The following is a 26,388-nucleotide window of genomic DNA, read 5'->3' as shown; positions in this document are numbered from 1 at the left end:
TGTTCCTTCCAATACAAAAGAACCGCCCGATGAATGGGCGGTTCGCTATGAGTTCCTATCTGTAAGCACGAGATTCAACTTAATCAGTTGGCCTCGACTATGGCCTTGAGTGCAGATAGAACCGACTGACTCTCATCTTCATTAGATTCCTGGGTACCGGTTTCTGGTCTGTTATCCTGCTGTTCAATCGTTAATAACGTACGATTCTCTTCTTCGTTCAGCACATAGCTCATGATGAAATAATTCTCGGGCTTGTCCTCCAGGCCCGGCCGCGGTGCAAAAAGGGAGTATCTAAGCAGCGAAAACGGGACGACTTCCAGTACCTTCCCCCATTGCTCATAGACGACACCCTCCCATTCGCTGCTGAAACGAATGTCACTGCCGACTTGCCAATCCGTAATAAGATCGCTTCCGTACTGCCACTGCTTAACTAATTCGGGTTTCGTAAGTGCATCCCAGACTCTATTCGCAGATGCTTGAATCATAATTCGGGAAGTGTTCGTGGACATCATAAGCCTCCTAGTTAAATCTTAAATCCTGTCAGATGGAGCCTTCATTCTAGTTAAAATTTTAGAACAAATGTTCGTCACTGTCAATATTTAGAATAACCTGCCGATCAACGAATAAGGAATTCATTAACAGAAACTTTCAGCTTCCTATCCAATAATGTTCAAGTGCTTTCACGCTGCAGCTGCTAAGTGATGATAAAAGTGCATCCATCCCCATCAACAATTGCCGCAGTAATTGATGCAATAAAAAAACCCTTGATTATCAAGGGTTTTCGCTGTACTCATGATCAAGTCTATTCTTAAGTTCTTCGGGCAGGAGCTTCTTATAATGAGGCCGCAGATGGTTGTAGCAGTAGGTCATTTTGTCACGGTTCAACCCCTTGACCATCCCTAGAATATCCCACTCCTCACGGGTCAGCCGTTTACCGCAATTGGTAAAGATACAGGTACGCTCGGAGATGAAATGGCTGCGCACGGAAATCTCTGTGCCGGGTGCAGGAGGGGCATCCGACTCGAGCAGATGCCGCAGAGCAGGATTTCCTGCCCAATCCTCTTTCTTATATGGCGCCAGATCTCTCCATCCCATCTCATAGCTGTCGAAGGCTTCTAGAAGGGCTTCATTCACCGCTTTATCCACGGCATTAGCAATCTTCTTCGGATGATTAGCTGAATCTTCCTCTATACTGCAGAACCCGTACCCATCCCGATAATAAGCTCCAATATGGATCCGGACGATCGCTTTGACGAACCGGCCTGCTGTATTAATTTCAAGCTCTTTAATTTCCCTGCTCCACCGGCTGTTGGTGGCTGCTTCAACGCGGTCGGTATACACTTGATTCGGAATATACGGCCGGCCATTATCACTGCGGAATTGCACGGTACCTTTGACAAAGGCCTTCTTCAGATCAGCAACAACTTCGGCATAATTAAAATCCACCTGGTTATCGTCCTCTCTCATTAATCATATTTGTTCATAAATTTATTGAACATCCGATAGACCTTTTGCGCAAGCTCAACCCGTTCAGGCAGTTCACGAAGCAGCTGGTTGAAATATTCGATGCCTGAATCCGTAATTTCATAGAAACGATTATACCGGTTATCACTGTCCCATTTCCCGATGACATGCCCTTTCTCCGCAAGTGTCTTTAAGCGCTGCGCAAGATACGAATCATTGACACCGACTCCGTTCAATACTTCGACGATATAATCATCAATTTGTTTACCGTAGCGTCTGCCTTTTTGCAATTCAGCGAGCACAATAAAGTCCATGACCTGCTGTACCTTCACCACATGGCCTAATGTTTCTTCCTTCACAACGGGATTCTCATTACGCGGCAAAGAGGGGCACCTGCCTTTCATCGAACTAATGATTTATTCCTAATCTACCACAATTTAGGCGTGCCAACAATATACGTGTTGGCATGCTTATCTAAACTTTTGCAGCCACTTTTCTCCCCCCCGCCTATCTCCCATTGCTACCTCTTCTACTCTTCTGTACCTAGACTCGAACTTTGCAGCAGCTATCGAATGCTGCATCTACAGAGGTGTTTAGCATATTGTTGTTTCCGTACTCATCTAAATACAGAAATTGAAACTTCTATACGGATTTAGCAGCTGAATCCGTTTGCCTGGGGGAGAGATTGAATCGAAGGGCGGTAAAAAGGGAGCCTCAAATCAGCTCTAGAAGGGAAACTAATTTCTTCATACATAGAGTTAGATACGCCGATCATGAATGAACGCAGGCAAGTGCTAAACAAATTCAATCGAACGAAAGATAAAAGTATGGAATAAAAATGGAAAGCAGAAGATAGGTTCGAACATGCTCCAAACTAACTTCGAGCAAGAATAAAGGCGTGTCAACACGTATAGTGATTTCACGCGTTTTTGCCGGTAGAACCAGAACTGTCCAAATCAAGGCGGCTGTCGTTTACAACGTCCTTCATGCAGCAATCATTGACTCGAACGGTTCCCCCGATCTTTATTGTACAACGTTGGTAAAGCATTATTTCATGCTACCGCATGCCCAGAACGGATTGGACAAGTTTTGAATATAGTAAACTAAAAGGAGGTGAATTAACTTATGACTATTCAATTTTTAGACTTACGCATATCGTCACAAGATAATTCTGATGCAGCTCCCGTAGCAATCCCCTTAGCAGCTGCACCGCTGGTTTTCGGGGATATCGGGCTTCAAACCAGTGGGGTATTAGCAGCAAACCAAGGACTGGTTCGGGTCCTATTGACAGGCTACGCGAAAGTAGTCGTTAGTCCTCAATTTGGACTATTAACTCTTCAAATTATTAGAAATGACGAGGCCACTCCTATTTTCTCAACAACTTTTGGCGCTGCTGATAACTTGGACAATGAAGGTTGGGGCTTCAGTGCCGTTGATTTCCCATCCGCAGCACTTGTCACAACCGGACAAATCCGCTATAGAGTTCAGATTTTTGCGGCAGCAGCCGGTTCGACAATCGGGGCAAGAAACTTTAGTGGGACGGCCGCTGCGGGCAACTTCACAGGGTAAGGACTTCATATGCCATTTGATAACTGAGTAGGAACCACTAAGGTACTATGTATCTTACACCCTTTATTTTGCAGAAACGCATTAATCACATTTCACAAGTTTTGAGAGACCGAGTAATTTGGACTAGCATATACACACAAAGCTGCCCTTTCGCAATGCGAACAGCGGCCGTTTTGTGTTGTTGCTGGCAATATACAGTTATGCTTCAGGCACAAAGTAAGGCGTGGTTATGTCAATAGTCTGAGTCGCTTGAGTCAGGCAAATGAATTAAGCCTGACGGATGACTTGAGTTGGAATTTCAGGATTACTTTCCAATGTCTGTATGTATGCATCATGGAACGCCTCAGAGCCCGGAACGGGATCAACGCCTATTGCCATTTTCCTCAGCTAAAGATTTAACGAAAAAAAGCAGCAGCCTGGAACACTATATGTTCCAAGCTGCTGCAAATGTTGCCCTGGAATAAATAATGTGACTTGAAGCATATCTTTTTGCCGTTTTGACACAGATATGCTTCAAATCACTTTTGGCAAGAATATGCTTCATCATAAAGGATCAAAAAGGAGTCGAATTTTCTATACTTGAGTTTGACAGTTACCGCCTCTTCCAGCGCTCCCGAGCAAACACCTCACGATACAACCCCAGATGGACGCTCTGCAGAATCAAGTAAATAGGGATCGAGTAGAATAAGCGGTAGCTGTCCTTGTAGTGAAATACTCCGACCTGTACGCTCAGCCACTCCATTCCGATACTAAGTCCCGTCCAAACGAGTATATACGCTATCGTTAATATCCCGCAGATTCGCAGTCTTTCATACCAATAAATAAACCAGTACCCAAATGGTGCATACATCACATAAGAGAACATATCAAATAACTGGTACTTCGATTGGTCTCCAACATCGTAAAGGTCAAATGGCGGCACCGCGATCGTATGGTCGAATATGAGTCCGAGCACAATCCCGATTAGCAGATTAAAAGTGGTTTGTGTCGGTGAAAATCGACGGGGAAACAACCAAATTGCTGCCAAGAAGATTACAGTCACCCCGATGACGAACCACTCATTCCCGTTAAAATGATTGTCATACACGATATTGTCCGTCACCGTATCCACCCTTCTTTAGAGGACATTCGTTTAAAGAGCGCTCCCATGAGCAAGGTATATGCCATTACCAAAACAATCATCACCGACTCCATTACGATATTCCAGCCATTATCTGTGAGTACCCCGTTCCAACGCAGCGCAAGTCCTGTTACTTGCTGTAAGAAGAACGTGTACGCCGTTATTCCCAAGCGTACGCTGGCTTTGGAGGTAGTAAGAAATACGTTGGCAAATGTAAGCAGGATGAAAGTAACAGTAAAATCATTGTGTAGGATCAAGGATAGAAATTGGGGTACTCTCATATTAATCTCGAATAACCGCAGATTGAAGCCGATAATGGTCAGTTTGTTAATGAGTACAATTTCTATTGTCATAATTAAGAGGACGTTCGTAACAAACGGCAGCTTGCACGGCAAACTAATCAGTACATGAATGCAAAACCACGCGAACAGCAGGAATATGACGATGACCATCTTAGAAGCACCTCTCCTCCACCGTGGACACTTGTGTGTTTTTTCAATTTAAGTATGTTTGTACAAGGGGAAATATATGCTATATGCAGATTTTAATATGTACTCCTATAACTTTTCCCATTTTTTTCAAATACATTCAAGGAAAAGTCGAAGGAAGTGTGGGTGTTATAAGTACGTTGGGACTTCCACTCAACTTTACTGGAAATCCTAATTTGTAGCTCCTGTACCTTAAAAGGAGGTAAACCTTTATTAATAGGTTTCTTCTTTGAGTTTTAAAAAAACTCCATTCGGACTAATGTCGGAAAACCACGAGACAAATAGCCGTCCAGCAGGAAAAAAAACGCACATGAATGACCTCGATTAATGGTGTAAAAATTGGACCAGACTACGAGCAGTGTGATGTAAAAAAAACAGCGGCAGCCTCGGACTCGAAAAAAGTCCTAAGCTGCCGCTGCTGTTATTGAATGATGGATACCATAATTTTTAAGCTGCCGTTTGTTCGTGCGCGCACGCTCCATCGCTTCGGGTACCTGAGGGTGCCCTATGTTTTGGAAACCAATCTTTCACCTTTTCACGCGCAGTTCATTATGCTTCAAAACGGAGGTGAATAGATAAAGTCTTTACTTATTTCATCGAGCGATTTCAGAACGTCTTCGGTAAGGTTGAGGTTAACCGCCTTCAGATTCTCATCGATTTGCGATTCACGAGTCGCTCCGGCGATGACGGTGCTTACTGCAGGTTGGTGCATCAACCAAGCCAGCGAGAGGGCCGTGGCGGAAGTACCGATCTCCGCAGCAATTTTTGCCACCTGTTCACCCAACTCCACTCGGGCGGAGTTCACACGTTGCGCAAAGTTAGGGTTCTTGTCCAACTGCGATCCGCTTGGTACCGAACCTCCAGAATATTTGCCTGTAAGAATTCCTCCTGCCAGAGGGAAATAAGGTATGAGTCCGATCCCCTGATCTACACAGAACGGAAGCAGTTCCCTTTCAACACCGCGATCAGCCAGTGAATAACCGGGTTGAACCGAAACATACTTGATCAGATGTTGACTTTGGCTAATGGCCAGGGATTTCATCATTTGCCAAGCTGCATAATTCGAGGCCCCCACGTATCTCACTTTTCCGGATGTCACTAGATCATCCAAAGCACGGAGAGTCTCGTCAAGCGGAGTCTTCGGATCAAAAACATGGATCTGATACAGGTCAATGTAGTCCGTTTGTAAGCGACGCAAACTCCCTTCGAGTTCCTTTAGAATATGCTGACGTGAGGAGCCTCTGGTGTTCGGACCTTCTCCTAGCTTTATGCCCACTTTTGTCGCAAGGAGCACCTCATGACGCCGTCCTTCAAACGCTTCTCCGATTATCTCTTCCGACTTCGTACCTGTATAAATATTGGCGGTGTCAATGAATGTGATCCCATTGTCAACAGCGTGATGCAGTACTCGAATCGAAGTATGTTTGTCTGCGCGTCCACCGAATGCATTCGTACCCAAACCTAGCACCGAAACTTCCAATCCGCTTGTCCCCAAATTCCGATATCGCATGCCAAATTCCTCCAGTTTTAATTTTACCAACTATTATAGCATGGAAAGATTATTGATGCTGTTGAATTATAATTAAGAGATTGCTCCAGAGACCCTCTGCAACTCGTTTAACGTTATCCGAGGAGAGGCATTCACCGAATTCATCTCAAGTCTTCATAAGGACGTCGGTTAAAGCCGCCGCTTTTACTAAACAACATCATCGTAGGTCTGTTGAAGAATATGCAAGTAATCCTGGGCGCCAATCGAACGGATATTGCTGGGCGTTGAATTATTTTGGACAGCTAACTCGGCGATTCGAGGAAAATCCTCTATCTGTACTCCTGGCAAGTCCTTCAGCTTCGGAATTTCGAGCTTGTTCGTAAACTCCCTAATTCCCTCGATCATCTTATCAATCGCAATCTCATCTTTATCCGACTCTGCAGCAAAATTCATTATTCGCGCCAGTGTCGCATGGATCGCCTTCTCTTCTTGCGTGTTAAATCGCAACACATAGGGCAAAAATACCGCATTCGCAACCCCATGAGGTGTATCGTACAGCCCGCCAAGCGCCTCAGCTAAACAGTGGACAGCCGCAACATCGCTTGAGCCAAAGCACAATCCCGCCAACAGACTGCCTTCCATCATGTGATAACGAGCCTGTTCATGTTCCGGATCTCTAAATGCGATCGGCAAAGCAGAAACAATCGACTGCATTGCCCTTGCACCCAGCGCTTGCGAGATTGGATTAGCGACTTTGCACGTATAGCCTTCAATCGCATGAACCAATGCATCAACACCTGTTGCCGCTGTGACGGACTTCGGCACTGTGAACGTCAATTTCGGATCAAGAAGAGCAAGCAGCGGCCGTAACGAGGCATGCTTAAGCGTGAATTTCCGATGCGTGAAAGACTCTGTAATAACTGCGGAACGCGTCACTTCTGATCCGGTGCCCGCCGTGGTCGGAATACAAATAATGGGTGAGATGTTGGTGTAAGCCCTTCTTCCTTCACAATAATCAATCGGCGCACCTCCATTAGGACCAAGCAGTGCGATCGCTTTCCCCACATCCATCGCGCTTCCGCCGCCAACGGCAACCACAGCATCCATGCCCTGCTCAGTAAACAGCTTGGCCCCGGCAATACATTCCGTATCCCTTGGATTTTGCGAGAGTGAATCAAATAGAACTACCCGGTAACCTGACGCCTCCAACGCAGTTTGAATCGGTGCTGCTAATCCTGCCTTCACGATGCCTGGATCACTGACTAGCAGAATGGATGAACCGATGTCTAAGGAATTCAATAGTTCGGGCAGTTGCTCGGATTTCCCCATCCCCATCTCGATTCTCGTATTACAGAAGTAGCTATAAGTTTGCATCTAGATTTCCCTTATCTACAATAGATTTTTTCATCGTACTCCTCATATTCGATCCTCTCTCCCGGTACAACACCATTCCGATTATAAGTAATGATAGCGCAACAAGAGCGCTCGGTATGAAGAATATGTTCGGCGTTATCCCCTGAATGAACAGAGGTAAGAAATATCCGATTAAAGAAGCCGTCTGCGATATGAACACGTATAAGCTTGCCCCAAAGCCTGTTCGGCTTAAGAACATCCGCTGCACATATCCCATGGCAACTCCGTACAGAATCGAAACAAAGAATGAATACAACGGCTGTATGGCAAAGAAGACAGGAAGCGAGGAACTGCTCGTATAAGTCAAATAAGTGACGAGCGCGAAACAACTGCCAAGAAAAATAATCTTCTTACTACCGTACCGTGCCGCCCAATATCCGCCCAGTGTCATGAAAAACAGCTCAAATACCGCCTGGGCGCTCCATATGTAGGACATAATCTCCGGCTTACCGAACAGCTTTAATACGACAAGCTGCAAATATAATCCTCGAATGGCATCGGCACAAGAGAGCATCAGCAGTGCAACCAGCATTACAAGGGAGAACGGTTCTCCTTTCAACGCTTGCTTCGCTCCCGGTCCTCCCGTCGTTTCTTTATACAACAGCAACAAAACCACCAAACACACATAACCTGCCATATTCCCCCACAATACGCCTTTAAACGTTGCAATAAGGAAGATGTTCGCTCCAAGCAGCAGCCCCGTGAAAAATCCAACACTATAGGATGCCCGAAGCCAAAGTTGGGCCATCTCCACAATGTCACCGGCTCTGCGGGAAAAATGATTTCTAGCCATGCCAAACAACTGCCCCATGATCAAACCGGACGGTGCGACTGTGATCGTCATTCCAATGAGCGCACTCCGAAAACCAGAAGCATTCATGTAGATGGACAACCCGATAATGCAAAGGAAAGCCGCTAATACCGGGAGCTTCTTCTTGTTGTTCAGACGGTCGCTGATCCAACCGACTGTAATCGTAATGGCTATATTGCAGAACAGGGATACCGCGAAGACGGCAACGATCTGAACTTTCGAAAGCCCTACGCTCTCGTCGAGATATACTGCGTTCATAGGTGCTAAAATGCCGGTTCCTATGCCGTAGAGAAATAACATGGTGAGCAGTGTTCTCGCTCCGGGGATCGAAATAAACTTGCGAACGTCACGAATGATTTGCATTGCATGAATACCTCTCGTTACCAAATAATTTCGAGCTATTATAACAATAACATAATTTAGTGCACCTGCATCCTTTCATTTTTAACAAGAACATACGTATATAAAAATAATAAGGAAGCGCGTTTACCGCCCCGAATCCGACGACAACTACCGGATCATGCGGCCCGGGCGTCTTCAGACACATTCTATTCTTTTCAGGGGGCCCCTGACTTCACCCCAAAAAAGCACGTCACTCTTGTGGGAATGGATGGAGCCAGTCCGCCAGCTGCTTTTGCACAAAATCGTCATCGTTCAAATACGGATACTCCCGATATACCCGGTCGATTTCTTCCTGTTGACCTTCGGACAGCTGCTCGTGAGGATTCAAGCACCATGTCCCTTGCATGAGACCTTGTCTCCTCAGCACTTCATGTATGCCCGGAATACAACCAGCGAATCCATGAGCGGGATCAAAAAATGCGGCATTCGCATCGGTTATTTCAATATTGCGTGTGAGCCATTCCGGCGATATATTTTGTTGTGTCCTTATACGCTTTATTTCTTCAAGCAGCTCCACCGCTTTTTTCGTCCAAACCGCCCAATGGCCCAGCAGTCCGCCGACAATTCTTTTTTCCACAATACGGTCTTCTATCCGGAATCGGTATGCCGTCAACAAATCAGCAACAATGTTATCGTCGTTGCCTGTGTACAAGGCGATTTCGTCACGACGCTCGGAGTAACAGACAGCGCGAACCACATCTATCGTCTGATATCGGTTAAACGGCGCCATTTTAATCGCTATGACACCCTGTATATCGGCGAACGCCCGCCAAAAGTCGAAGCTGAACGCTTTTCCGCCTACAGACGGCTGCAAATAAAAGCCGATGACGGGGATGATCTCGGCCACCTTTTCCGTCCGTTTCAATATGTCCGATTCTGACGAGCCCTGAAGCCCGCCCATGCTGAGCAGTCCGGCATCAAACCCAAGCCCCGCGGATATTTCCGCTTCATGAAGCGCTTGCTCTATCGGTCCACAGATACCTGCTACTTGGATGAAAGGTCGCTGCAATTGTGCACGTTTGACCTCTTCGGCCGCCAGAGAAAGCACCTTCTCGTACAAACCGAATTTCGGATCGCGGATTTCGAACTGCGTGGAATGGACGCCGACTGCGACGCCTCCCGCTCCAGCAGCCATATAGTAGCGTGTCAGCGCTCGCTGGTGTGCTTCATCCAACCGGCGGTCCTTGTCAAGAGCGAGAGGATGGGCCGGAATGACTAGCCCGTCGTGCAGAGCCCGAGTCTGCTCTTGAGACATCTCATTTCGATGGATCATGGTTCAAAATTTCCCCTTTCTCTCCTGAAAATGAGTCGGCTTGTTCAATGTCGCACCGCCAGCCTTCACCCATTCAGCTGTCCAATCAATCATTTGCAGGAGCGGCACGCGTGGATAACTGAATCGCTGATGGCATTTGGACGCATTGCTCAACAAAGCAGTATCGGCTTCAACGCCTTCGAATAAAGGTTCGACGCCGAACCGTTTGCCGAATTCCTCCGCAGCCCAGCGAATCGACATCGTTTCCGGTCCCGTAACGTTCAGAAAATTAACCGGAGCTTCGCAAGCGAGCAAGGAACGGATCGCGATTTCATTCGCGTCTCCCTGCCAAATGACATTCGCATGGCCCATTGTTAGATTGACCGCTTTACCGTTTATTACGGACTTGGCGATTTCAAGAAGAACCCCGTAACGCATATCGATGGCGTAATTTAGACGGTAAATGACCATCGGTATTTCATACTTTTTGGAAAAGTGCTCAAAGATGCGTTCCCGCCCCAAGCAGGATTGCGCGTATTCGCCGATCGGAGAAGGAGACACCGCTTCGCTTGCGCCTCCATTCCCGACCGGGGTAAAAGGATACACGTTGCCGGAGGAAAATACGACGATGTTAGAATTCCGATACTTCTCGGCAACCCTACCGGGCAGGTAGGCGTTCATCGCCCACGTGAACGATTCATTGCCGGTCGTACCGAATTTGTTACCGGCCATATAGATAACATTTTTGACGTCCGGCAGGCTTTGAAGCTTCTCATCCTCCAATAGATCGCAAGCAATCGTCTGTATGCCTTCGGCTTGCAGTTGATCCTGCAGCCCGCGCTCCGAAAACCGCGAAACAGCGATCACTTTTTTGTCGACTCCCGCTTGTTGGATAGCGTTCCTTAATTGTCTGGCCAAACTCGGCCCCATCTTCCCACCGACGCCGAACAACACAATATCGCCTTCAATTTCCTTGATGTCTTGTATTAGCGCTGCCGAGGGCTCGGCCAGCTTGGTTTCCAATTGTTCGATCGTTTTCAAAATTCACAGTTCTCCTTCCATGCATGAGATATGTACGCGTCACTAATCTCATCTTAATCGCCGATTTAATAAAAGACAAATCTTTATGTTGTCTTTTAATAAAGAGGAAAGTCCGCGGAGGGCGGTTCTTTCCTCTTATACGCCAGCTTTATCCTCCAGGAAAGAGAGTCGGAAAATTTGACGCGGTCTTCCTTTGGGTACCTTCTCCACGCCGGCGACCTTTACCAGCTCATGATCGATCCACTGCAGCAGCAGCCTGTGCGTACTCCTGACCGTAATATCCAAAATGGCGGCAAGCTCGTGCACTTTATAATCCGTTTTGCCCGTTCGGGCCGTTTGCGCCATCAGCTTGCTCAAATAATCGGAGGTCATCCCCGCCTTCTCTGCTTTCTTCAATAATCCCTCATCTGTCAAGGACAGGTCGAGAGTAAGCGGGTCGGACATGGAAAGCGGTCCGATCAGCGTGCGGTCTTCCCGTACGATAAAGCATGCGTCTCCGCCCGCCTCCTTCGATTTGCGCAGTGCGGTTCTGGCGTGCGTCCCCGCTTCATTGGCCGATCGGCCAAAACCGATTCCAATGCTCAAGGAAAGGCCGAGTTTATGATAAGCATGTTTGCCCAAAGGGATCGTTTTGTAGCCGCCGGTTTCCCTCTCGAAGATTCCCCTAGTCGTAAAAAACAAATATTCGTCCCCGCCGAGATGCGTCAAACAACCGTCAAGCGATTCCACATAGTCGAGCAATATCCGGTGTATTTCCAGCTTAAACTTTTGAACCTCATGTTCGGAGGAATGATAATGAATGTGCTTCTCGAATTGATCGACGTTCAATAAACCTACGACGATTTGTGCTTCCTTACTCTGCCTCGTTTCCGTCGACAGCAGTGCCCTCTCCAGCGCTACGACGATATTCTGATCAGTCGGAACGATCCATTCGCATGGGATGCCCAGCTCAGACAGCGCGTGGGCTACCGATCCTTCGGCCGTCATGACTGCATCGCAAGCTCCGGACTCGAATTGGTGTTTATGGAAAGCGGTCAATGTTTCTCTGGATGGATAGGCCAGACCGACATAATGAACCGCATCGACTCGGGTTTCATTGATTTCCTTTAATGACTTGTCCACCATCTGCATCCCAACCGTGTCGATGGAAACCCGCAGTCGTCTTTCCGGACCGAGTGCGTTTTTCAACCTGGACAGCGCCCTGAAGAAGCTGGTATCGGTTAACGGAATATGATGCAGGGCCACCTTCAAATTCGTCTCTTCACGGATTTTGCGGTACGGGACCGGCCCGGATACGAGAAGCACTTCGACTTCATCGGCGATTTCCTCAGCAAGCCCGGGAGCCTCGTCTTCTTTCCTGTATGCGATCGGTATTGGCTGGAATGAGGGAAACGACTTCAACACCTTCAATATCTGCTTCACCAAAGCTTCCGGGCCGATTACGCCGATCGAGATGCCTTTATCCGAGTTTGTGGCCTTGGTTGCGTTTGATTCGGTTATGTTATACATCTAAAACCCTCCGTCACGATTAGGACAACGTCTACAAAACGTCTTTATATAAATATAGCACATTGTAGAGCAGAGATCTGATATTCCATTGGAGGAGTTGCGTTAGAAATAAGCTCAGAACATACAGCGTTATGCTTGCTTTCATGATCGACGCAGCGGTGTTTTAAAGCCGGTTTGGGCAAATAACAGGGGGGATAAGACCCTGAGTTTACGTTTCGGAGTAGTGGCTCCAGGTGAAACCGTTTATTGGCGAGTAATATTCGCAGGCGGACCGACACAGAAAACAATTTGGACTTGGTTTAATTCACCCCGCTAGCCTAATGGCATACGCGCCGGTAGGTTTTTACGTAATCGAATCTCTTCCTGAACACGCCCCTCGGTCGTGCTGGCTTATCTCGCTGACGTTCGCGAGCTCCTTCGAATCGCCAATCCTCACTTCTTCATTCGACGATATCCAAGCTGACTTCCAGCTTGTATTTAACTGCTTGTCCCGGCTCTAGCGAGTACGAGGCGACATCTGTCCCCGGTCCGTTGAACGGTCCGTTCGCAGGCTCCAAACCGAGTACATGCTCGCAAGCCCCGGGCATCTTCCATTGCACGAGCATTGGAAGCGTGTCAGCCGACCATCGCAGCCGCACCGTTAATGCTCCCGCCGGAAAATCGATATTACGGATCGATGCTTCCGCCATCTTTCTGATATCGGAAGCCTCATCCAGCAGGCGGTGGTAGTACACTTTCTCGCCGACCCATGCATCAGGCGCGCACCAACTGTCGAAGCCCTCAAGAGGCGTACCGGGGACGACAGCAGAACGCTCCGCTGCGGGCAGCTGAATGTCGGCTGTTTCCGACAACAGAGGAAATCCAAAGTTGAAATGGTACAGAATCCGATGAAGCGCGGGGCGGAAACCCGCATTCTCCACCCGGTCATCAATAACGATTCGGCTGTCCCCAAGCCGCCCGGATATCGTCCGATGCAACCGCAGCTTGTCACCGAAAATCGAAGTCTCTTCCATGACACCGGCAATTCGATAGCAGTACTCGTCTTCGATCCATTCGGTGACAGCGCATATCTGTGAGGCAGGCGTATGATGAATTCGGCCGTGCAGCCCCTGGACGCTGGGCGTGGATTCAGGCGCACCGATATGAGTCAAGCCGCAAGTCATGAGCAGCCCGCCGGATGCGGTTCGAAGCCATTCCTTTCCATTCGATTCGTAATACGCCGGATTGACGTCTCCGTTCGGCGACTGCCACGAGATCGGAATACCCTTCCATTCCGCAAGTCCAATATCAAGACCCTTGGAAGGCGAGATGAGATACCGCAGCCCTGTGCCGGTGCGTACTTCGACGATTTCCGTTCCGGCTTCCAGTCCTTCGGACAGCTTATAGCGGCGCAATCCGCCGATTTGCTCCATTCTCCCGACTCGCGCCTCGATCTCCCGCCGTGTCCAATCTTTGCCGTATAATCGCATATTCTCTTGCCTCCTCCTTGACCGAATGAAACTTTAGAAGAAATCCATATGATACGTCTGCCTATTGGATAATCTCTGATTCAGACGATTAGCCAAGCTTTCACTGCACTTTAATCTGCCGGTTACTTATACACACCCTGGGTATTGACGACCCCGCACGAGCAGATGCGGGTTGTGTGAGTTGGTTAGGTTAGGCTGTTTCGATCGTGCACTCACATAATGCAGGACGTACGCACGCCTCTGACGATCCGCGGTTTCGTTATCTCCCGAACGATGCAGCATCGTCCCCGGAAAAAAGACGGCTGATCCTTTCGGCAGGCGGCAGGGGACTTCATCTTCCTTCTTTGCTGCATATACTTCCTGAAAATACTTCCGTTGGCGTTCGTCGATCGGCACCTCATGAGGGAGAATTGGCCCTCGATGGCTCCCTGGGATGACATGCAGGCAGCCATTTTGTTCATCAACATCGTCAAGAGCGATCCAAACTCCGATTAACGTATTAGGTTCGGATTTCAGATAATAGGAATCTTGATGGTAGGGTTGACCGACACCAAAATTTTGCGGTTTATCAATATACATGCTTTGTACGCACTTGATATCGGGTCCGATCAGATCTGCCAGGGCATCTGCTAATTTGTCATGCATAGCATAATAGCGGAAGATTTCATCTGTCATATGCATGCGATGACCAAGTTTAAACAGATAGGCCGGATCAGGCTTATCATTCGATACAAGCCCTTGCGCGACTGCCTCTGGTTCCATATATATACCATTAGGTGCACCAAGCGGAATTTTTCCGGTAATCATGTCATTGGCATTCTGGATAATTTCATCACATTCGGCCAACGTAAACAATTTCTTAATCATTAAATATCCATTTTCTCTGTAATTTTCAATCTGTGCATCCGTCAATGAAATTGTGGTATGATTTTCCAATGAAATAACCTCCAAATTAGTCTATAAGAATAAACAGGTGGAAGAATTTTATTTTTTCCCTTTCAAGTAATCTTCTACGCGAGCTTCACGTTAACCTGCCCTTTTCCTTCAATATTTAAGATTCTCATCATCAACAGGACGAGATCCAACACCTCTCACCATGGTCAAAGAGCTTGTTTGGACTTCCTATAGTCTAAGGTTGCATAAAAAAACAGGCATCTGCTATCGACAGAAGCCTGTTCCTCTAACTTTTCGGTATTGTTGACTAATGATTCTTAGAAAGGGTTATTACCAGTTTATACGTCGTAATTCACGACGTATTGATGAAGTTCGGTATGATAATAGCCTTCGCTGTATTCGATCAATTCGCCGCTCTCGTCATAAGAATGACGGGTGCGTTTCAGAAGCGGCGTTCCTTCCTTGATCCGCAGCGCTGCAAGGATAGAAGCAGGAGCCGCAGCGGATACAGAAAATTCGTCCCGGTATCTCTCCAACGACACCTCTTGCTCCTCCAGCAGGCCGTAGAGCGATTGCGCGTTCAGATCGGACAGCTCAATGTTAGCAGCCCGGCTCGACAGATAATGCGTGTAATGAATATAGGGCTGCTCATTCAGATGGTACAGCCTTTCGATTCGCAGACAACGTTCCCCGAACAATTGGTGTGCGAGCGAACCCGCTTCATTCGAAACGCTCTTTGCATGAAGAAGTTGTTTGCGGATCTGGTGGCCTTCTTCGACCAGTACCTCTGTAAACCGCTTTAACTTAGACAGCTTGGACGAGGAGGTGTTGCGGATGACCTTCGTTCCTTTGCCGCTGCCCGATTCCACGTAGCCGTCCTGTGCCAGCTCCTTGATCGCATTTCGAACTGTGATTTTACTAACCTGGAATTCTTCCTCAAGCTGCGGCTCCGATGGAACATTCGTCCCCACCGGATAAACGCCATGCAGAATTCGGTCCTTCAATATGTTGGCAATCTGCGCGTATAACGGCTTTTTACTGCGGGATCGTTTCATTACCTGATCACATCTCCGTTCGTATCCGTCATCGCGCGCAGAATTTCGCTTTCATTAGACATCGGCGTGTCTCCAGCCACCGTATGCGCAAGCATCGCGGCAGCTGCAGCGAAACGAACCGTCCGCTCCGGGCCGAAGGATGAAAGCTCCCCGTGGATGATTCCGCTAGCGAAGGCGTCTCCCGCTCCGATTCTGTCGTAGACGGCAAACGTAAGCCGCTCGGAGAATGCGAAAGCATGGTCTTTGTACAGAAAACCGAGCAACGAGTGCGTATGATCACCGTTGATCGTCCGATGCGTGCCGGCAATGACGGAAATACCATAAACGCTTGCAACCGCTGGAATTAATGCCTGCAGCTGATCCAGCCGGTCTTCCTTGTCCGTAGTCATGCCCAGAATGAACATCGCGTCCTTCTCGTTCATCATGACGATATCTGCAAGCTGAAGCATTTTCTCGTAAAAGGGCTTCGCTAAGGCGTAACCTCCTTCGCCCCAGTGGCCTGCTCGGTAATTGCAATCGAAGATGACCGTACCGCCTTTTCCTTTGACCGCCTTGGCCAGTTCAAGCATATGGTGCCTGACGGCATCGTTCATCGCCAGCGTAATACCGCAGAAATGAACGGCATCGATGCTGCCTGCGATCGCTTCATAGTCATATGCATCGGCTGGAGCCGTATTAAAGCTGCTTTCTTGCCGGTTGGAATATGTGACACGGCTTGGCCTTGGTCCAAAGCCGTTTTCCAGGAAATACATGCCCAAGTAGGTGCCGCCACGGCGGATGAAGTCTGTCGAAAGCCCCAGCTTCCTGAGGCTCGCTGCCGCCGCGTCTCCAATTGCGTTGTCCGGCAGCCTCGATACGAGAAAGCTGTCATGACCAAAACGTGCCAGCACCGAGCCTACATTCACGCCCGTACCGGAAAACGAATAGTTCAAGCAGCTTGCCTGGGACAGCAAGTCGTATCCCGGCACTTGCAAGCGCATCATGACTTCTCCGAATGAGGCGACGCGCACTCGGTTAGCCATGGCGATCGACCAGCCTTTTCATGACCTCGAGTAATACGCGCACGTCCTGCACGTTCGTCCTGCCGGTCGTCTTGTCGATAATCGAAGAGTATACATGCGGAATCACCTGCGGAACACCCGCTTCAAGCGCGATGCGCAAGATCGGCTCGAAATTGTCCATATCGATGCCGCCTGTCGGCTCAAGGGCGAATCCTTCTTCTGCGCAAGCCTTTGCTACGGCACGAAGCTCATCCTCGCGGCTAAGGCCGTTCATTGGGAAATACTTCAAAGCGTTGCCGCCCATATCGCGTACGAGCGCGATCGCCGTCTTCACGGGCACGATCGCATGTACAGGCTGTGCAGCGCTGACAGGGCCTGTCGAAATATTCACGAAACCGGCTTGACCTGCCGGGGATACGAGGCTATTGATCCAGCTGTCCTGATCGCCAAGGTTCGCACGAGTAGCTCCGACAGCCGGGAACACTTGGTTGATATGCGTGCCCGGATAATACTTCGCGATCTGCGCGACGACAGCCGCCTGCCGATTGTCTCCGGCGCCCAATCCGATCGATACCGCATCGTCGATCGCTTCCCCGTATTGCTTCATCGCGGCAACGGCAGCTTCGACGGTCGGATAGTCCTTCGAGAGGACACCGACAAGCACGAAGCCTTCAGCAGCTTCGAATACTTCTTTTGCATTATCTACACTGTTAGCCAGAACATTCAGAGCCGCACGGCCTTTGTACAATCGCTTTGTCATATTCGACATGTTAGTTGCCTCCCGTTAGCGTACGAATTCTAGCTGCGATCACATCGATGTCATCGCCCAGCAGCGGACGTGGATCGATGTCAAAATAGCCCTGCTTCACGCCGTAATCTCGCGTATAGATGGCGATGTCGCCACCCTGCAGCCCATCGACGACTTTCTTGGCGTTCGTGCCCGATTGCTGCGGATCGATATGAATGCGCGCGCGGAATATCGCGCGTCCCGCTTCGTCCTGCACGATAGTTACCTTGACGCCAGCTTGCTCGTTAAGAGGCATAAGCGTCTGCAGGGCAGCTTTCTCCTGCTCGCTGTTATCCTTTTTCACCATATATTCATCGAGCGCTTGAAGCAGCCCGAATGTCGTTTCCTTGCCAACCTTCATGCTGCGGCCGATGCCGTGCAGCTGCACTTTGACCATCTCGATGAAAGCTCGCTTGCCTCCGACGATACCTGAGGTCGGCCCTTCGATTGCCTTGGAGCCGCTGTAAATTGCGAGATCCGAGCACTTTACATATTTCTGAACGTCCTCTTCCGCCGCCGCATCCACGATAAGAGGCACGCCATTTCGCTGCGCAACCTCCCAAGCTTCCTCTACGCTGATCATGTTTTTTTGCACGCAGTGATGAGACTTGACGTATAGAATCGCGGCCGTGCGATCACTGATTGCGTCCTCCATATGCTCGGCTTTGCCTTCATTCGCATAACCGACTTCAACGAGTTTGCCTCCTCCTAAGAACACCATCGTCTCTACCGGAGCGCCATATTGGACGTTATGTCCTTTCAGGATAATGATTTCATTCTTGGCGATCGGCTCCTGATGAAGACGTTCGCTGAGACGCTTATTCCCCCCCGTTACAATACCCGCAACGGAAAGCGCGATGCCGCTCGATGCTGAATTGACGACCACAGCCGCCTCGGAGTCCAGCACGCCCGCGATATGATCTCCGGCCTTATCGACGAGATCGGCGATTTCTACGTAGCTTTGTCCGCCTTGCTTCATCGCATCCATAACCGTGTCGGTAGGAGCCGACACCCCGAGAATGCTCATTCGCCCGCTGGCGTTAATGACGCGTTTCAATCCGTATTTAGCATTCAATGAACCGACCATTGACAAAAACCCCTTTTGCTTGAATTTGATGATCGCCTAAGCGCTTGTCCCCTTCGGAATCGACGAATTCCGTTTGCTCATGATGGACGGAGAACAATGTCAGATTGGCTTGATCTCCAACTTGAATGCGGCCCAGCTCCGGTTTCTTCAACCATTCTGCCGCCTGTACCGTCACAGCGTCGATCACTTCGCTTAATGAGTAACCCAAGTACATAAACTTCGACATGACATGCGATAAACTGCGCACAGGACCATTCTGCCGATTCCCGCGATAGATGTCCGAGCTGATCGTATCGAACCGAATGCCGCTTCGTTTCGCCGCCTCCGCGATCTTAAAGGAAAAGCTTGCTGTTCCGTGCCCGACATCCAGTCGAACGCCTCGCGCCATGGCTTCAGTCAGCTCATTCAGCGGCTGACCGTCGTCGAATAAATTGTTGCTCTTACCGTTCAAATAGTGCGTCACGACATCATTCTTCGCCAATAGAGGAAGAATATCCTGAATGCGCGGCGGAGCGGAGCCAATATGGACCATCAACGGCAGGTCGGTTTCTTCCGCAAGCTCCCTTGCGATATACAAAGGCTTGATGCCGTTGTTCCGAACGACGCTGCCGCTCATTCTCGCCTTCCATCCGACGATGAAGCCGGGATAAGCTCGAATGGCCTGCAAAGCGCTCTCCCTATCGAGCCAACCTATGTCAGATAGTTCATCGATTCGGAGCAAGCCGATTTTGGAGACATTCAACAACGCGAATACATTCGTCATAGCCTTCGAGCGGCTAGCTGCCAGATCGCCGATTCGATCCGCGCCGCAGCTGCCCGCGTCGACGATTGTCGTGACGCCTTGCTTCACGCCAATCTCGTCGATGTCGTCGCCGTAGGGATCAAATTCCGGGAAAGCGTGGACATGAAGATCGACCCATCCACTCGAAATGTAAAGCCCGGAGCAGTCTATCATGCTGCCGTCAGTGGCACTGGCATTGCCCGCTGCAGTCACTTCTGCAATGACGCCGTCCTCGATCACGATATCGACCGTTGTCTTGCCGTCTGCGAGCGTCGCCCTGCGCAGCACTAACCTTTCTAGCATCGTAAGCTCACCTCCGGTGTTGTCGTTCTCGGTTTACTAGGCACGCTTTATTAAGTTATAACGTTATAATGTTAAGATACATGGAATAGAGTTTGGCGTCAACAAACATTATAATGTTTAACTCAATCCTATTAACATACTGTCGAACATGGCGAAACAAATGGATTGCAAAGCAAAACCCCAACCACATTAAACCTCCCATTCTGCGCAGAGGCGATACAGTGGGAATTGTGACATTGGGCAGTCCATGCTGCTGTAATTAACGATCGAGTACGATTTCTGGAGAATATTGGTTTTAATGTCGTGCTCGGTGATTATGTATATGCAAACAACAGTTTTCTTGCGGGAACAGATCAGGAGCGGGCTTCGGATTTAATGAAGATGTTCGGCGATAGCCGGGTTAATTTGATTACATTTCAGAGCCTTTTGCTTATCGACTTCCGGCAAAATACACCCTCCTATAACTTTTAAATCATACAATGATTTGATTGACGAATTCGTTGTGCCGCTTGGAAAACCACTCATGACGAATCTTACGACCGCCCATGGCGTTTACAAAGCAGCAATACCCATCGGAGCCACAGTGAATATGAATACATACTCCAACAGCTTGACAGTCCTGGAACCTGTGGTCAGCGTTGACTAGACAACTGTCTTTTCCGCTTCAACAACAACACCACCCCATTTTTTTCATCCTCTATCCTATTCAATTCCGTCTTCAATAGAAAAGAGGAGCTGCGCATAGCAGACTCCTCTATTATCGTGTTCCATTAGTGTAATCAATTGTTCAATTACCGTAGTTCATGATAGCCGAGGTGATCATTCGGTGTAGACGGCGAGATTCTCCAGAGTGGACCTCAAACCAACGTCGTGATCTTCCTTCCGTATTCCTTCGGGTACGTTCTCACAAACGATGGTAACCATGGTGCCTTCCGGAACGGCTGCTACGGTCCATGTCATGATCATCTCTCCCGCGAACACGGGGTCCTCGGACTCGAATTCTACTACCTGCACAATTCGCTCGTTTGGGGCGAACTCCAAGAATCTCCCTTTGACGACATCAGCATGCTCCGAGGTCTTGTTAGAGACATTCGATAGGCTCCGCCGACCCGAGTGTCGAACTCGTAGATATGGCCTTTCATACCCTTCGGTGGAAGCCACGAAACCAGAGCCCCCGGATCCACGAATGCCTTATAGATCGTTTGCGGTGATGCCTTGATGACTCCCGAAGCTGAGTCAGTTCTATTCTTGCCCGATGCATTTGTCATGACTTCAACCTCCTCTTTCGGTTTTACGGGGTTTGCGTGGGTTGACCGAATGAAGCTTTAGAAGAAATCCATATTATACGTCTGCCTAATGGCTAATCTCTGATTCAGACGATTAGCCAAGCTTTCACTGCACTTTAATCTGCCGATTTGTTGCAGGAAAGCTGCACTCTGATAACCGAGCATTAGAGTCGTTAGTGTCTGCACGTCCATGGTGATGTCCACCACATCACTCGTACTTCGACTAATTTGAGTCTGACCGTCTGCACCCATTGTCCACTCATACTTCCCCTGATTCCATGGAGCAAAAGTGTCTACCACTTCCAACAAAAAGGTATCCTTCTCCCCCGTGTCATGAATAGGATATTCTTTCAAAAAGGCTTCCACATCTACAATTCTGGCCATAAAATAAGGAATAACTTCTTGTTTAATACGAGGGTTAGATAATTTGAAAGGGAGTTGGTCATTGCTAGGAGCCTTCAAAACTGCTCTTAAAATCATCGAATCATGATTCGCAATAAAGGTCCAAAGTGCATCCGACGCCAATTCATTTACATACACCATCTCATGAACCGTCATCTCTTGATCCTTCACATTGTAGATTAAATAGCCTTGAGCTTGCTTCGTTTCATCGTAATACACGACTACTTGTGATTCTTTCTTTTGAAGGACGTTGTAGTTCCACCAGTCTTGATTTCGGACAAGTGTACCGTTGTAGTTGCTCGCATAAGCCTGATACAATTCATCTAATATTCCCCACTCATTACCAATGCGCAAAATTGTACCTGAGTAAGATTTACGTTCTGGAAAATGACTAGTCTCAATCGTATATTTCTTATAATCCGTATACGTTTCCCAGCCATATTTACGGTAAAAGTTAAAGGCAAAAGGATAGAGAAATGATATCGACTGTCCATTTGTTTTCATCAACCGCAAACCATGTTCTAATAGCTTAGCCACGAGGCCCTGTCTTCGGTACTCTGGCCAAGTAGCAACGCCAGCAATGCCGCCCATAGCAAATACCTTTCCCCCGATATACGTATCAAAAGGAATGATAGACATTTTTGCAATTAAGCTGTTTTCCTCAAAGAAACCCCAAGTCTGCTCTGGTTTAAAGCGCTTCTCCAATTCTTTCAGTCGCTGCTCTTCTACTTCATATTGAAAAGCAAATGATGAAAGCTTTATACTAGACTTAAATTCCTCTTGTATCAGTTGTCTTAATTCCATGATCCAATCCTCCCTAATATCTTAATATTCATTCAATAAGTTTGTGTCAAAATCATCACTGTACCTAAAAGATTCGTAGTGAATTTCACGGTATCATTGGTGCATTTATGACTTGATACCACCACCATAATAAAAGAAATGGAATACAACAAGCAATCACTATTAATATAACTATAGCCTTGTTTTTTAGTTTTTTCACCATATGTATCTCCTCATTTCAGCAACTCCATCATTACATCGAGTTTTATAACAACGAGCGTTTTCAGAAAAAACTAAACAACCTTAGTCCGGTTGAATACCGAACAAGGCTGCTTAAGGCTGCCAAGAGGAATGATCGTCAGGTGGAGCAGATTTATTCAGTTTCTATAAAATTTTAATACAGCTGACCCTCAACAACGGTAATATCATTATCGTACTGTATGCTTATGCATGCGGCAATTTCGATTGCTTTCACCATAACGTCCAAACTCATGCTTGGCAATTGCGGTCTTACGACAGTTTGTATTGGCAAATAAGGTATATGAATGAAGCCGCCTCTAATATTAGAAAACTCCGTTGCGATCACATGCTGAAGTCCATAAAAAAGATGATTGCACACAAAAGTACCCGCGGTATGAGATACAGAGACCGGTATACCTGCCCTGCGTATATGTGCTGCAATCGCCTTAACCGGCAAGGATGACCAATATGCTGCTGGGCCGTCTACGACAATTTGCTCATCAATAGGCTGATTTCCCTCGTTGTCTGGGATGCGGGCATCGTCAATATTGATCGCCACTCGTTCGACCGCGATATCGCTTCGACCGCCGGCTTGTCCGATACAGATGACAACATCAGGTTTTACATCCAGTAGCACCTGCCTAAGTGCATAAATTGATTTTTTGAACACCGTCGGGATTTGTCTGACCTCCACCTCAAATCCTTCGTAGTTCCTATGGTGAAAATGGCTGACCGCTTCCCATGCGGGGTTAATCGCTTCCCCCCAAACGGATCAAAGCCGGTTAGCAGCACTCTATTCATCTCATACCCTCCACAGTCTGGCTTCAATGTATACTTACTTCACGGCATTGTAATCGGAAATCCTTTGTGAATTTAGCAAAACACGCTACCGCCCCTCCCTTAGCAACAACACCCGTGCTACAGCCATTTTCTCCAAAACTGAATGATTTCCTGCCGCATATCTGCCGTCTCCATATGCCCAACATCGTATCGCAGCAATTTCCATGCATCCTCGGCCGAGAAAGCCCGGTAAGCGGCTTCAAGCTCTTCATTGATTTTTTGCAAACCACCAACGGGTGTTAATTTGTCATGATTGCCGGCCAGGCTCAGGTGGGGACGCGGTGCAATCAATGCGTTGATCTCTGCAGCTGTGAAGTGGTTCAAGAGATCGGGAACAAAATAATAAATGCCGTGCAGATCCAATCCATTTTCTTCGATCAGTGACTGAAAGTCGGTTAAGCAGCAAATATCGATGACCGCCTTTATTCGTCTGTCCAATGCGGCATGCCAATAAGACATCGTGCTGCCCATGGAAATTCCCATCGTACCAATGCGCTCCGAATCTACATCCGGCCGGAGGCAAAGGTAATCCAACGCACGAATATTGTCGTACACCATCATTCCCCACATCACTTGTCCCCGCCACAGCATTTCTTTGAAAATAGCGCTTTCGGTACGCGTAGCGCGTTCTCCGAATGCCCAAGTGTCGATGCACATTACCGAGAATCCCATATCAGTAAGCACGTTTCCATAGGCGGGATCTTGAAGCCCTTGATGACCACTCAATATCTCTTCCTTTCCAATCTCATACTGGCCTCCATGCCAATGGTTGTATAAAATGACAGGCGCTTTCCCTACCGCCTTCTTTGTACGCAGAAAATAAGCAGGTACCCTTTCAATTCCGTTCAAATCCAGCATGAGTTTCTCAAGCGTATACGATTCTCGCTCTTCTTCATATACTAGCGTAGCGTTAACACCGTTTGGCAAAGACGGCAGTCTGCCCAGCAAGCGATACAATTGATTCCTTTTCTCCTCCTGCTGGCTCATTAGTTCTGAATGTGTCATTCTATTGCTCCTCCTTGGATAGTCTCTTTGGGTTACCCTTCCGTCTATGATCTTTAGAACCTACAATATGAAACTTTCCTTCTTTACTAAAAATACGTGATCGCTGTTGCGATATCCTCCCACTATGGGGCAGCCTTAAGTGTGAAAAATTTATTTTCGCATGTAACAGCTGAAAATCACGCCTCATATAAAAAAATACACCCCAGAAATTCATCGTACTGTACCGGGGTCAGCTTGTTTAACTTTCTTTGTGGCCGACATTAGAATATTGCTTAGCTTCTTTTATCAGAACCCCCTTGTAAGCCTAAAAATAATGCATCAATATTCCAACGCATCATCCTTGGCGAATGTTTCATTTCAATCCAGATCCGCCTCAAATAATGGTTAAAGGCTCGTTAACAGATTAAAGGAGTCTGGAAGCCGTTGACGAAATAGTTCAAGCAGAGAATCGGCAGCGATTGAAATGGAGGGTAATTGCTATGGACAAAAAGAGTAGGGATTTTCTCGTTTCAATGAATGATCAAGACAAAGAAGTCGTAGAACAAGTAACACAAGCTATTAACAATGACAATGTAGAGACTGCAGCGCGTCTGTTTAAAACTCATTCATGGCTGGTATCTCTGATAAATGTACCATGCTTTACTTTTGATAGTCCGGCTATTGTTATAGCAGCTTCAAAAGGAAATCGCGAGATGGTCGATGTATTGCTTGAGTATGGAGCGGACATCAATGCTAAAAGTCAGTGGTGGGCTGGAGGATTTGGAGTATTGCATCATGACCATTATGATCTTTCACGTTATCTTATTGACCGCGGTGCTCATGTCGATCCCCACGCAGCCGCTGCATTAGGAATGATGGAGATGCTGTCAAAGATGGTGGAAGAGGACCCTTCTGTCGTTAATCAACGCGGTCCTGACGGACAAGTCCCCCTGCACTTTGCCAAAGAACTCAAGATCATCGATTTTCTACTTGCTCATGGTGCGGAGATCGATCTGCGCGATATTGATCACGGTAGCACACCCGCCCAATGGGCTGTGGATGATCCGGAAAAATGCAGGTACCTCATAGAGCGAGGCGCTGAACCGGATATCTTTATGGCATGTATGCTGGACGATATTAAAATAGTTAACCGAATTCTAGAGACTGATCCGAATGCTCTGAATGCTCAAGTTGGTAAAGGAAACTTTACATCAGGCGATTCAGACGGCGGACATATTTACCTGTATAAAATCGGCGGAATGGGTCGTCCGTTATTTCTCGCTCAAAGCTTGAATCGTCGTGAAATCATGGAATTGATGCTGAGCTATAGTTCGGCCGAACAAAAATTTTTGCTTGCTTGTTTACAAGCGGATACGGAAACCGTCCAATCTATAATAGTTGAACATCCGAAAATTGTTACCTCCCTGCAGCCGATGGATGAAAGTTTAATTGTTGATGCGGCGGGAGATAATCGACTTGATGCGGTCCGCACGATGTTGGAGGTTGGATTCAATGTCGATGCAAGGCGCAGCCCCCAATCATTTACAGCACTTCATTCATCCGCCATTCGAGGGCATCACGAAATCGTTAAATTGCTGCTTGCACAAGGTGCATCTGTAGATGCAATAAATGAATTTGGCGGAACGCCATTGAATAGCTGTATCTGGGGGTCTTTGCATATCCAAGATCCTTCTGGAGATTACGCGGCGGTAACAGAAAGCCTCATCAAGGCCGGAGTGAAACTGCCTGATCAAGTGACGGGCAGCGATGTCGTTAAGAAGATACTTATCGATTACGGAGTAACGGACTGATCCTTCAATCAGGGCGGGAGTAATAACAAAAAGCAGGCCAAGACTGGAACTAAGCGGTCTTGGCCTGCTATTTCTGTGAATTCTAGATCAACATTCGACTTTATGCA

Annotated in this window: 25 protein-coding genes and 2 pseudogenes; 4 read left to right on the top strand and 23 right to left on the bottom strand. The window is 47.8% G+C overall.

Annotation, left to right across the window (positions count from 1 at the left end; all coding sequences use genetic code 11):
- Positions 1-83: 83 nt before the first annotated feature.
- The 3 genes from ACFPYJ_RS19080 to ACFPYJ_RS19070 form a co-directional block, all read right to left on the bottom strand.
- Positions 84-509, bottom strand: coding sequence for an SRPBCC family protein (locus ACFPYJ_RS19080; RefSeq protein WP_379189769.1), 426 nt, complete (start codon positions 507-509; stop codon positions 84-86).
- Positions 510-771: 262 nt separating this feature from the next.
- Positions 772-1,446, bottom strand: coding sequence for a hypothetical protein (locus ACFPYJ_RS19075; RefSeq protein WP_379189768.1), 675 nt, complete (start codon positions 1,444-1,446; stop codon positions 772-774).
- 20 nt (positions 1,447-1,466) lie between these two features.
- Positions 1,467-1,847 carry a PadR family transcriptional regulator gene (locus tag ACFPYJ_RS19070; RefSeq protein WP_379189767.1) on the bottom strand — a complete coding sequence of 127 codons (381 nt, stop codon included), beginning with the start codon at positions 1,845-1,847 and terminating at the stop codon, positions 1,467-1,469.
- Positions 1,848-2,589: 742 nt separating this feature from the next.
- On the opposite strand from ACFPYJ_RS19070, the gene ACFPYJ_RS19065 reads away from it, so the two are divergent.
- Entirely contained in the window at positions 2,590-3,033 is a 444-nt protein-coding gene (locus tag ACFPYJ_RS19065; protein WP_379189766.1) for a hypothetical protein, read from the top strand.
- A 592-nt stretch (positions 3,034-3,625) separates the two neighbouring features.
- Here the strand turns inward: ACFPYJ_RS19065 and ACFPYJ_RS19060 are convergent.
- The 15 genes from ACFPYJ_RS19060 to ACFPYJ_RS18990 all read right to left on the bottom strand — a co-directional run bounded on the left by ACFPYJ_RS19060 (position 3,626) and on the right by ACFPYJ_RS18990 (position 19,935).
- Positions 3,626-4,135 carry a hypothetical protein gene (locus ACFPYJ_RS19060; protein ID WP_379189765.1) on the bottom strand — a complete coding sequence of 170 codons (510 nt, stop codon included), beginning with the start codon at positions 4,133-4,135 and terminating at the stop codon, positions 3,626-3,628.
- Positions 4,132-4,605 carry a hypothetical protein gene (locus ACFPYJ_RS19055; protein ID WP_379189764.1) on the bottom strand — a complete coding sequence of 158 codons (474 nt, stop codon included), beginning with the start codon at positions 4,603-4,605 and terminating at the stop codon, positions 4,132-4,134. The genes ACFPYJ_RS19060 and ACFPYJ_RS19055 overlap by 4 nt, the downstream gene beginning before the upstream one ends.
- 592 nt (positions 4,606-5,197) lie before the next feature.
- The gene (locus tag ACFPYJ_RS19050) at positions 5,198-6,151 is read right to left on the bottom strand and encodes an aldo/keto reductase (RefSeq protein ID WP_379189763.1); all 954 of its coding nucleotides are present in this window, start codon (positions 6,149-6,151) and stop codon (positions 5,198-5,200) included.
- Positions 6,152-6,337: 186 nt separating this feature from the next.
- Positions 6,338-7,504, bottom strand: coding sequence for an iron-containing alcohol dehydrogenase (locus ACFPYJ_RS19045; protein WP_379189762.1), 1,167 nt, complete (start codon positions 7,502-7,504; stop codon positions 6,338-6,340).
- Positions 7,491-8,717: an MFS transporter gene (locus ACFPYJ_RS19040; protein WP_379189760.1), complete on the bottom strand. Its 1,227-nt coding sequence runs from the start codon at positions 8,715-8,717 to the stop codon at positions 7,491-7,493. Before ACFPYJ_RS19040 ends, ACFPYJ_RS19045 begins: the two co-directional genes overlap by 14 nt.
- Before the next feature lie 229 nt (positions 8,718-8,946).
- Entirely contained in the window at positions 8,947-10,029 is a 1,083-nt protein-coding gene (locus tag ACFPYJ_RS19035) for a dihydrodipicolinate synthase family protein (protein WP_379189759.1), read from the bottom strand.
- A 3-nt stretch (positions 10,030-10,032) separates the two neighbouring features.
- Positions 10,033-11,049, bottom strand: a complete 1,017-nt coding sequence (locus tag ACFPYJ_RS19030) for an NAD-dependent epimerase/dehydratase family protein (RefSeq protein WP_379189758.1) — start codon at positions 11,047-11,049, stop codon at positions 10,033-10,035.
- Between the two features lie 135 nt (positions 11,050-11,184).
- The gene (locus ACFPYJ_RS19025) at positions 11,185-12,558 is read right to left on the bottom strand and encodes a GGDEF domain-containing protein (RefSeq protein ID WP_379189757.1); all 1,374 of its coding nucleotides are present in this window, start codon (positions 12,556-12,558) and stop codon (positions 11,185-11,187) included.
- Between the two features lie 440 nt (positions 12,559-12,998).
- The gene (locus tag ACFPYJ_RS19020) at positions 12,999-14,027 is read right to left on the bottom strand and encodes a DUF4432 family protein (protein ID WP_379189756.1); all 1,029 of its coding nucleotides are present in this window, start codon (positions 14,025-14,027) and stop codon (positions 12,999-13,001) included.
- A 126-nt stretch (positions 14,028-14,153) separates the two neighbouring features.
- On the bottom strand, positions 14,154-14,963 hold the full coding sequence (locus tag ACFPYJ_RS19015; protein WP_379189755.1) for a phytanoyl-CoA dioxygenase family protein: 810 nt from the start codon (positions 14,961-14,963) through the stop codon (positions 14,154-14,156).
- Positions 14,964-15,259: 296 nt separating this feature from the next.
- Positions 15,260-15,976 carry a GntR family transcriptional regulator gene (locus tag ACFPYJ_RS19010; RefSeq protein ID WP_379189754.1) on the bottom strand — a complete coding sequence of 239 codons (717 nt, stop codon included), beginning with the start codon at positions 15,974-15,976 and terminating at the stop codon, positions 15,260-15,262.
- Positions 15,976-16,998, bottom strand: coding sequence for a sugar kinase (locus tag ACFPYJ_RS19005; RefSeq protein WP_379189753.1), 1,023 nt, complete (start codon positions 16,996-16,998; stop codon positions 15,976-15,978). Before ACFPYJ_RS19005 ends, ACFPYJ_RS19010 begins: the two co-directional genes overlap by 1 nt.
- Positions 16,991-17,746: a 2-dehydro-3-deoxy-phosphogluconate aldolase gene (dagF, locus tag ACFPYJ_RS19000; RefSeq protein WP_379189752.1), complete on the bottom strand. Its 756-nt coding sequence runs from the start codon at positions 17,744-17,746 to the stop codon at positions 16,991-16,993. The genes ACFPYJ_RS19005 and dagF overlap by 8 nt, the downstream gene beginning before the upstream one ends.
- A 1-nt stretch (position 17,747) precedes the next feature.
- Entirely contained in the window at positions 17,748-18,851 is a 1,104-nt protein-coding gene (locus ACFPYJ_RS18995; RefSeq protein WP_379189751.1) for a DgaE family pyridoxal phosphate-dependent ammonia lyase, read from the bottom strand.
- Positions 18,829-19,935 (bottom strand): amidohydrolase/deacetylase family metallohydrolase, encoded by a 1,107-nt coding sequence (locus ACFPYJ_RS18990; RefSeq protein WP_379189750.1) that lies wholly within the window; start codon positions 19,933-19,935, stop codon positions 18,829-18,831. The genes ACFPYJ_RS18995 and ACFPYJ_RS18990 overlap by 23 nt, the downstream gene beginning before the upstream one ends.
- Before the next feature lie 164 nt (positions 19,936-20,099).
- Here ACFPYJ_RS18990 and ACFPYJ_RS18985 point away from each other — a divergent pair.
- Positions 20,100-20,581, top strand: a pseudogene (locus tag ACFPYJ_RS18985) (LD-carboxypeptidase).
- A gap of 173 nt (positions 20,582-20,754) precedes the next feature.
- Here the strand turns inward: ACFPYJ_RS18985 and ACFPYJ_RS18980 are convergent.
- The 3 genes from ACFPYJ_RS18980 to ACFPYJ_RS18970 are packed head-to-tail and all read right to left on the bottom strand — an operon-like array spanning position 20,755 to position 22,427.
- Complete coding sequence (locus ACFPYJ_RS18980) at positions 20,755-20,949, bottom strand: SRPBCC domain-containing protein (RefSeq protein WP_379189749.1); 195 nt, start codon at positions 20,947-20,949, stop codon at positions 20,755-20,757.
- Positions 20,940-21,203, bottom strand: a complete 264-nt coding sequence (locus ACFPYJ_RS18975) for an SRPBCC domain-containing protein (protein WP_379189748.1) — start codon at positions 21,201-21,203, stop codon at positions 20,940-20,942. Before ACFPYJ_RS18975 ends, ACFPYJ_RS18980 begins: the two co-directional genes overlap by 10 nt.
- Positions 21,204-21,260: 57 nt before the next feature.
- Positions 21,261-22,427 (bottom strand): GNAT family N-acetyltransferase, encoded by a 1,167-nt coding sequence (locus ACFPYJ_RS18970; RefSeq protein ID WP_379189747.1) that lies wholly within the window; start codon positions 22,425-22,427, stop codon positions 21,261-21,263.
- Between the two features lie 143 nt (positions 22,428-22,570).
- On the opposite strand from ACFPYJ_RS18970, the gene ACFPYJ_RS18965 reads away from it, so the two are divergent.
- Positions 22,571-22,804 carry an IS3 family transposase gene (locus ACFPYJ_RS18965; RefSeq protein ID WP_379189796.1) on the top strand — a complete coding sequence of 78 codons (234 nt, stop codon included), beginning with the start codon at positions 22,571-22,573 and terminating at the stop codon, positions 22,802-22,804.
- Here the strand turns inward: ACFPYJ_RS18965 and pcp are convergent.
- Positions 22,801-23,447 (bottom strand): annotated as a pseudogene (gene pcp, locus ACFPYJ_RS18960) (pyroglutamyl-peptidase I). The gene ACFPYJ_RS18965 and the pseudogene pcp sit on opposite strands and share 4 nt — an antisense overlap.
- 117 nt (positions 23,448-23,564) lie before the next feature.
- Positions 23,565-24,491 (bottom strand): dienelactone hydrolase family protein, encoded by a 927-nt coding sequence (locus ACFPYJ_RS18955; RefSeq protein ID WP_379189746.1) that lies wholly within the window; start codon positions 24,489-24,491, stop codon positions 23,565-23,567.
- A gap of 479 nt (positions 24,492-24,970) precedes the next feature.
- On the opposite strand from ACFPYJ_RS18955, the gene ACFPYJ_RS18950 reads away from it, so the two are divergent.
- Entirely contained in the window at positions 24,971-26,281 is a 1,311-nt protein-coding gene (locus tag ACFPYJ_RS18950) for an ankyrin repeat domain-containing protein (RefSeq protein ID WP_379189745.1), read from the top strand.
- The last annotated feature ends 107 nt before the right edge of the window (positions 26,282-26,388 follow it).

Origin of the sequence: Paenibacillus solisilvae (assembly GCF_042656405.1) — a bacterium.
Lineage (GTDB): Bacteria > Bacillota > Bacilli > Paenibacillales > Paenibacillaceae > Paenibacillus_Z > Paenibacillus_Z solisilvae.
Note: the sequence above shows the minus strand (reverse complement) of the source record. Positions and strands in the feature narration are given on the sequence as shown.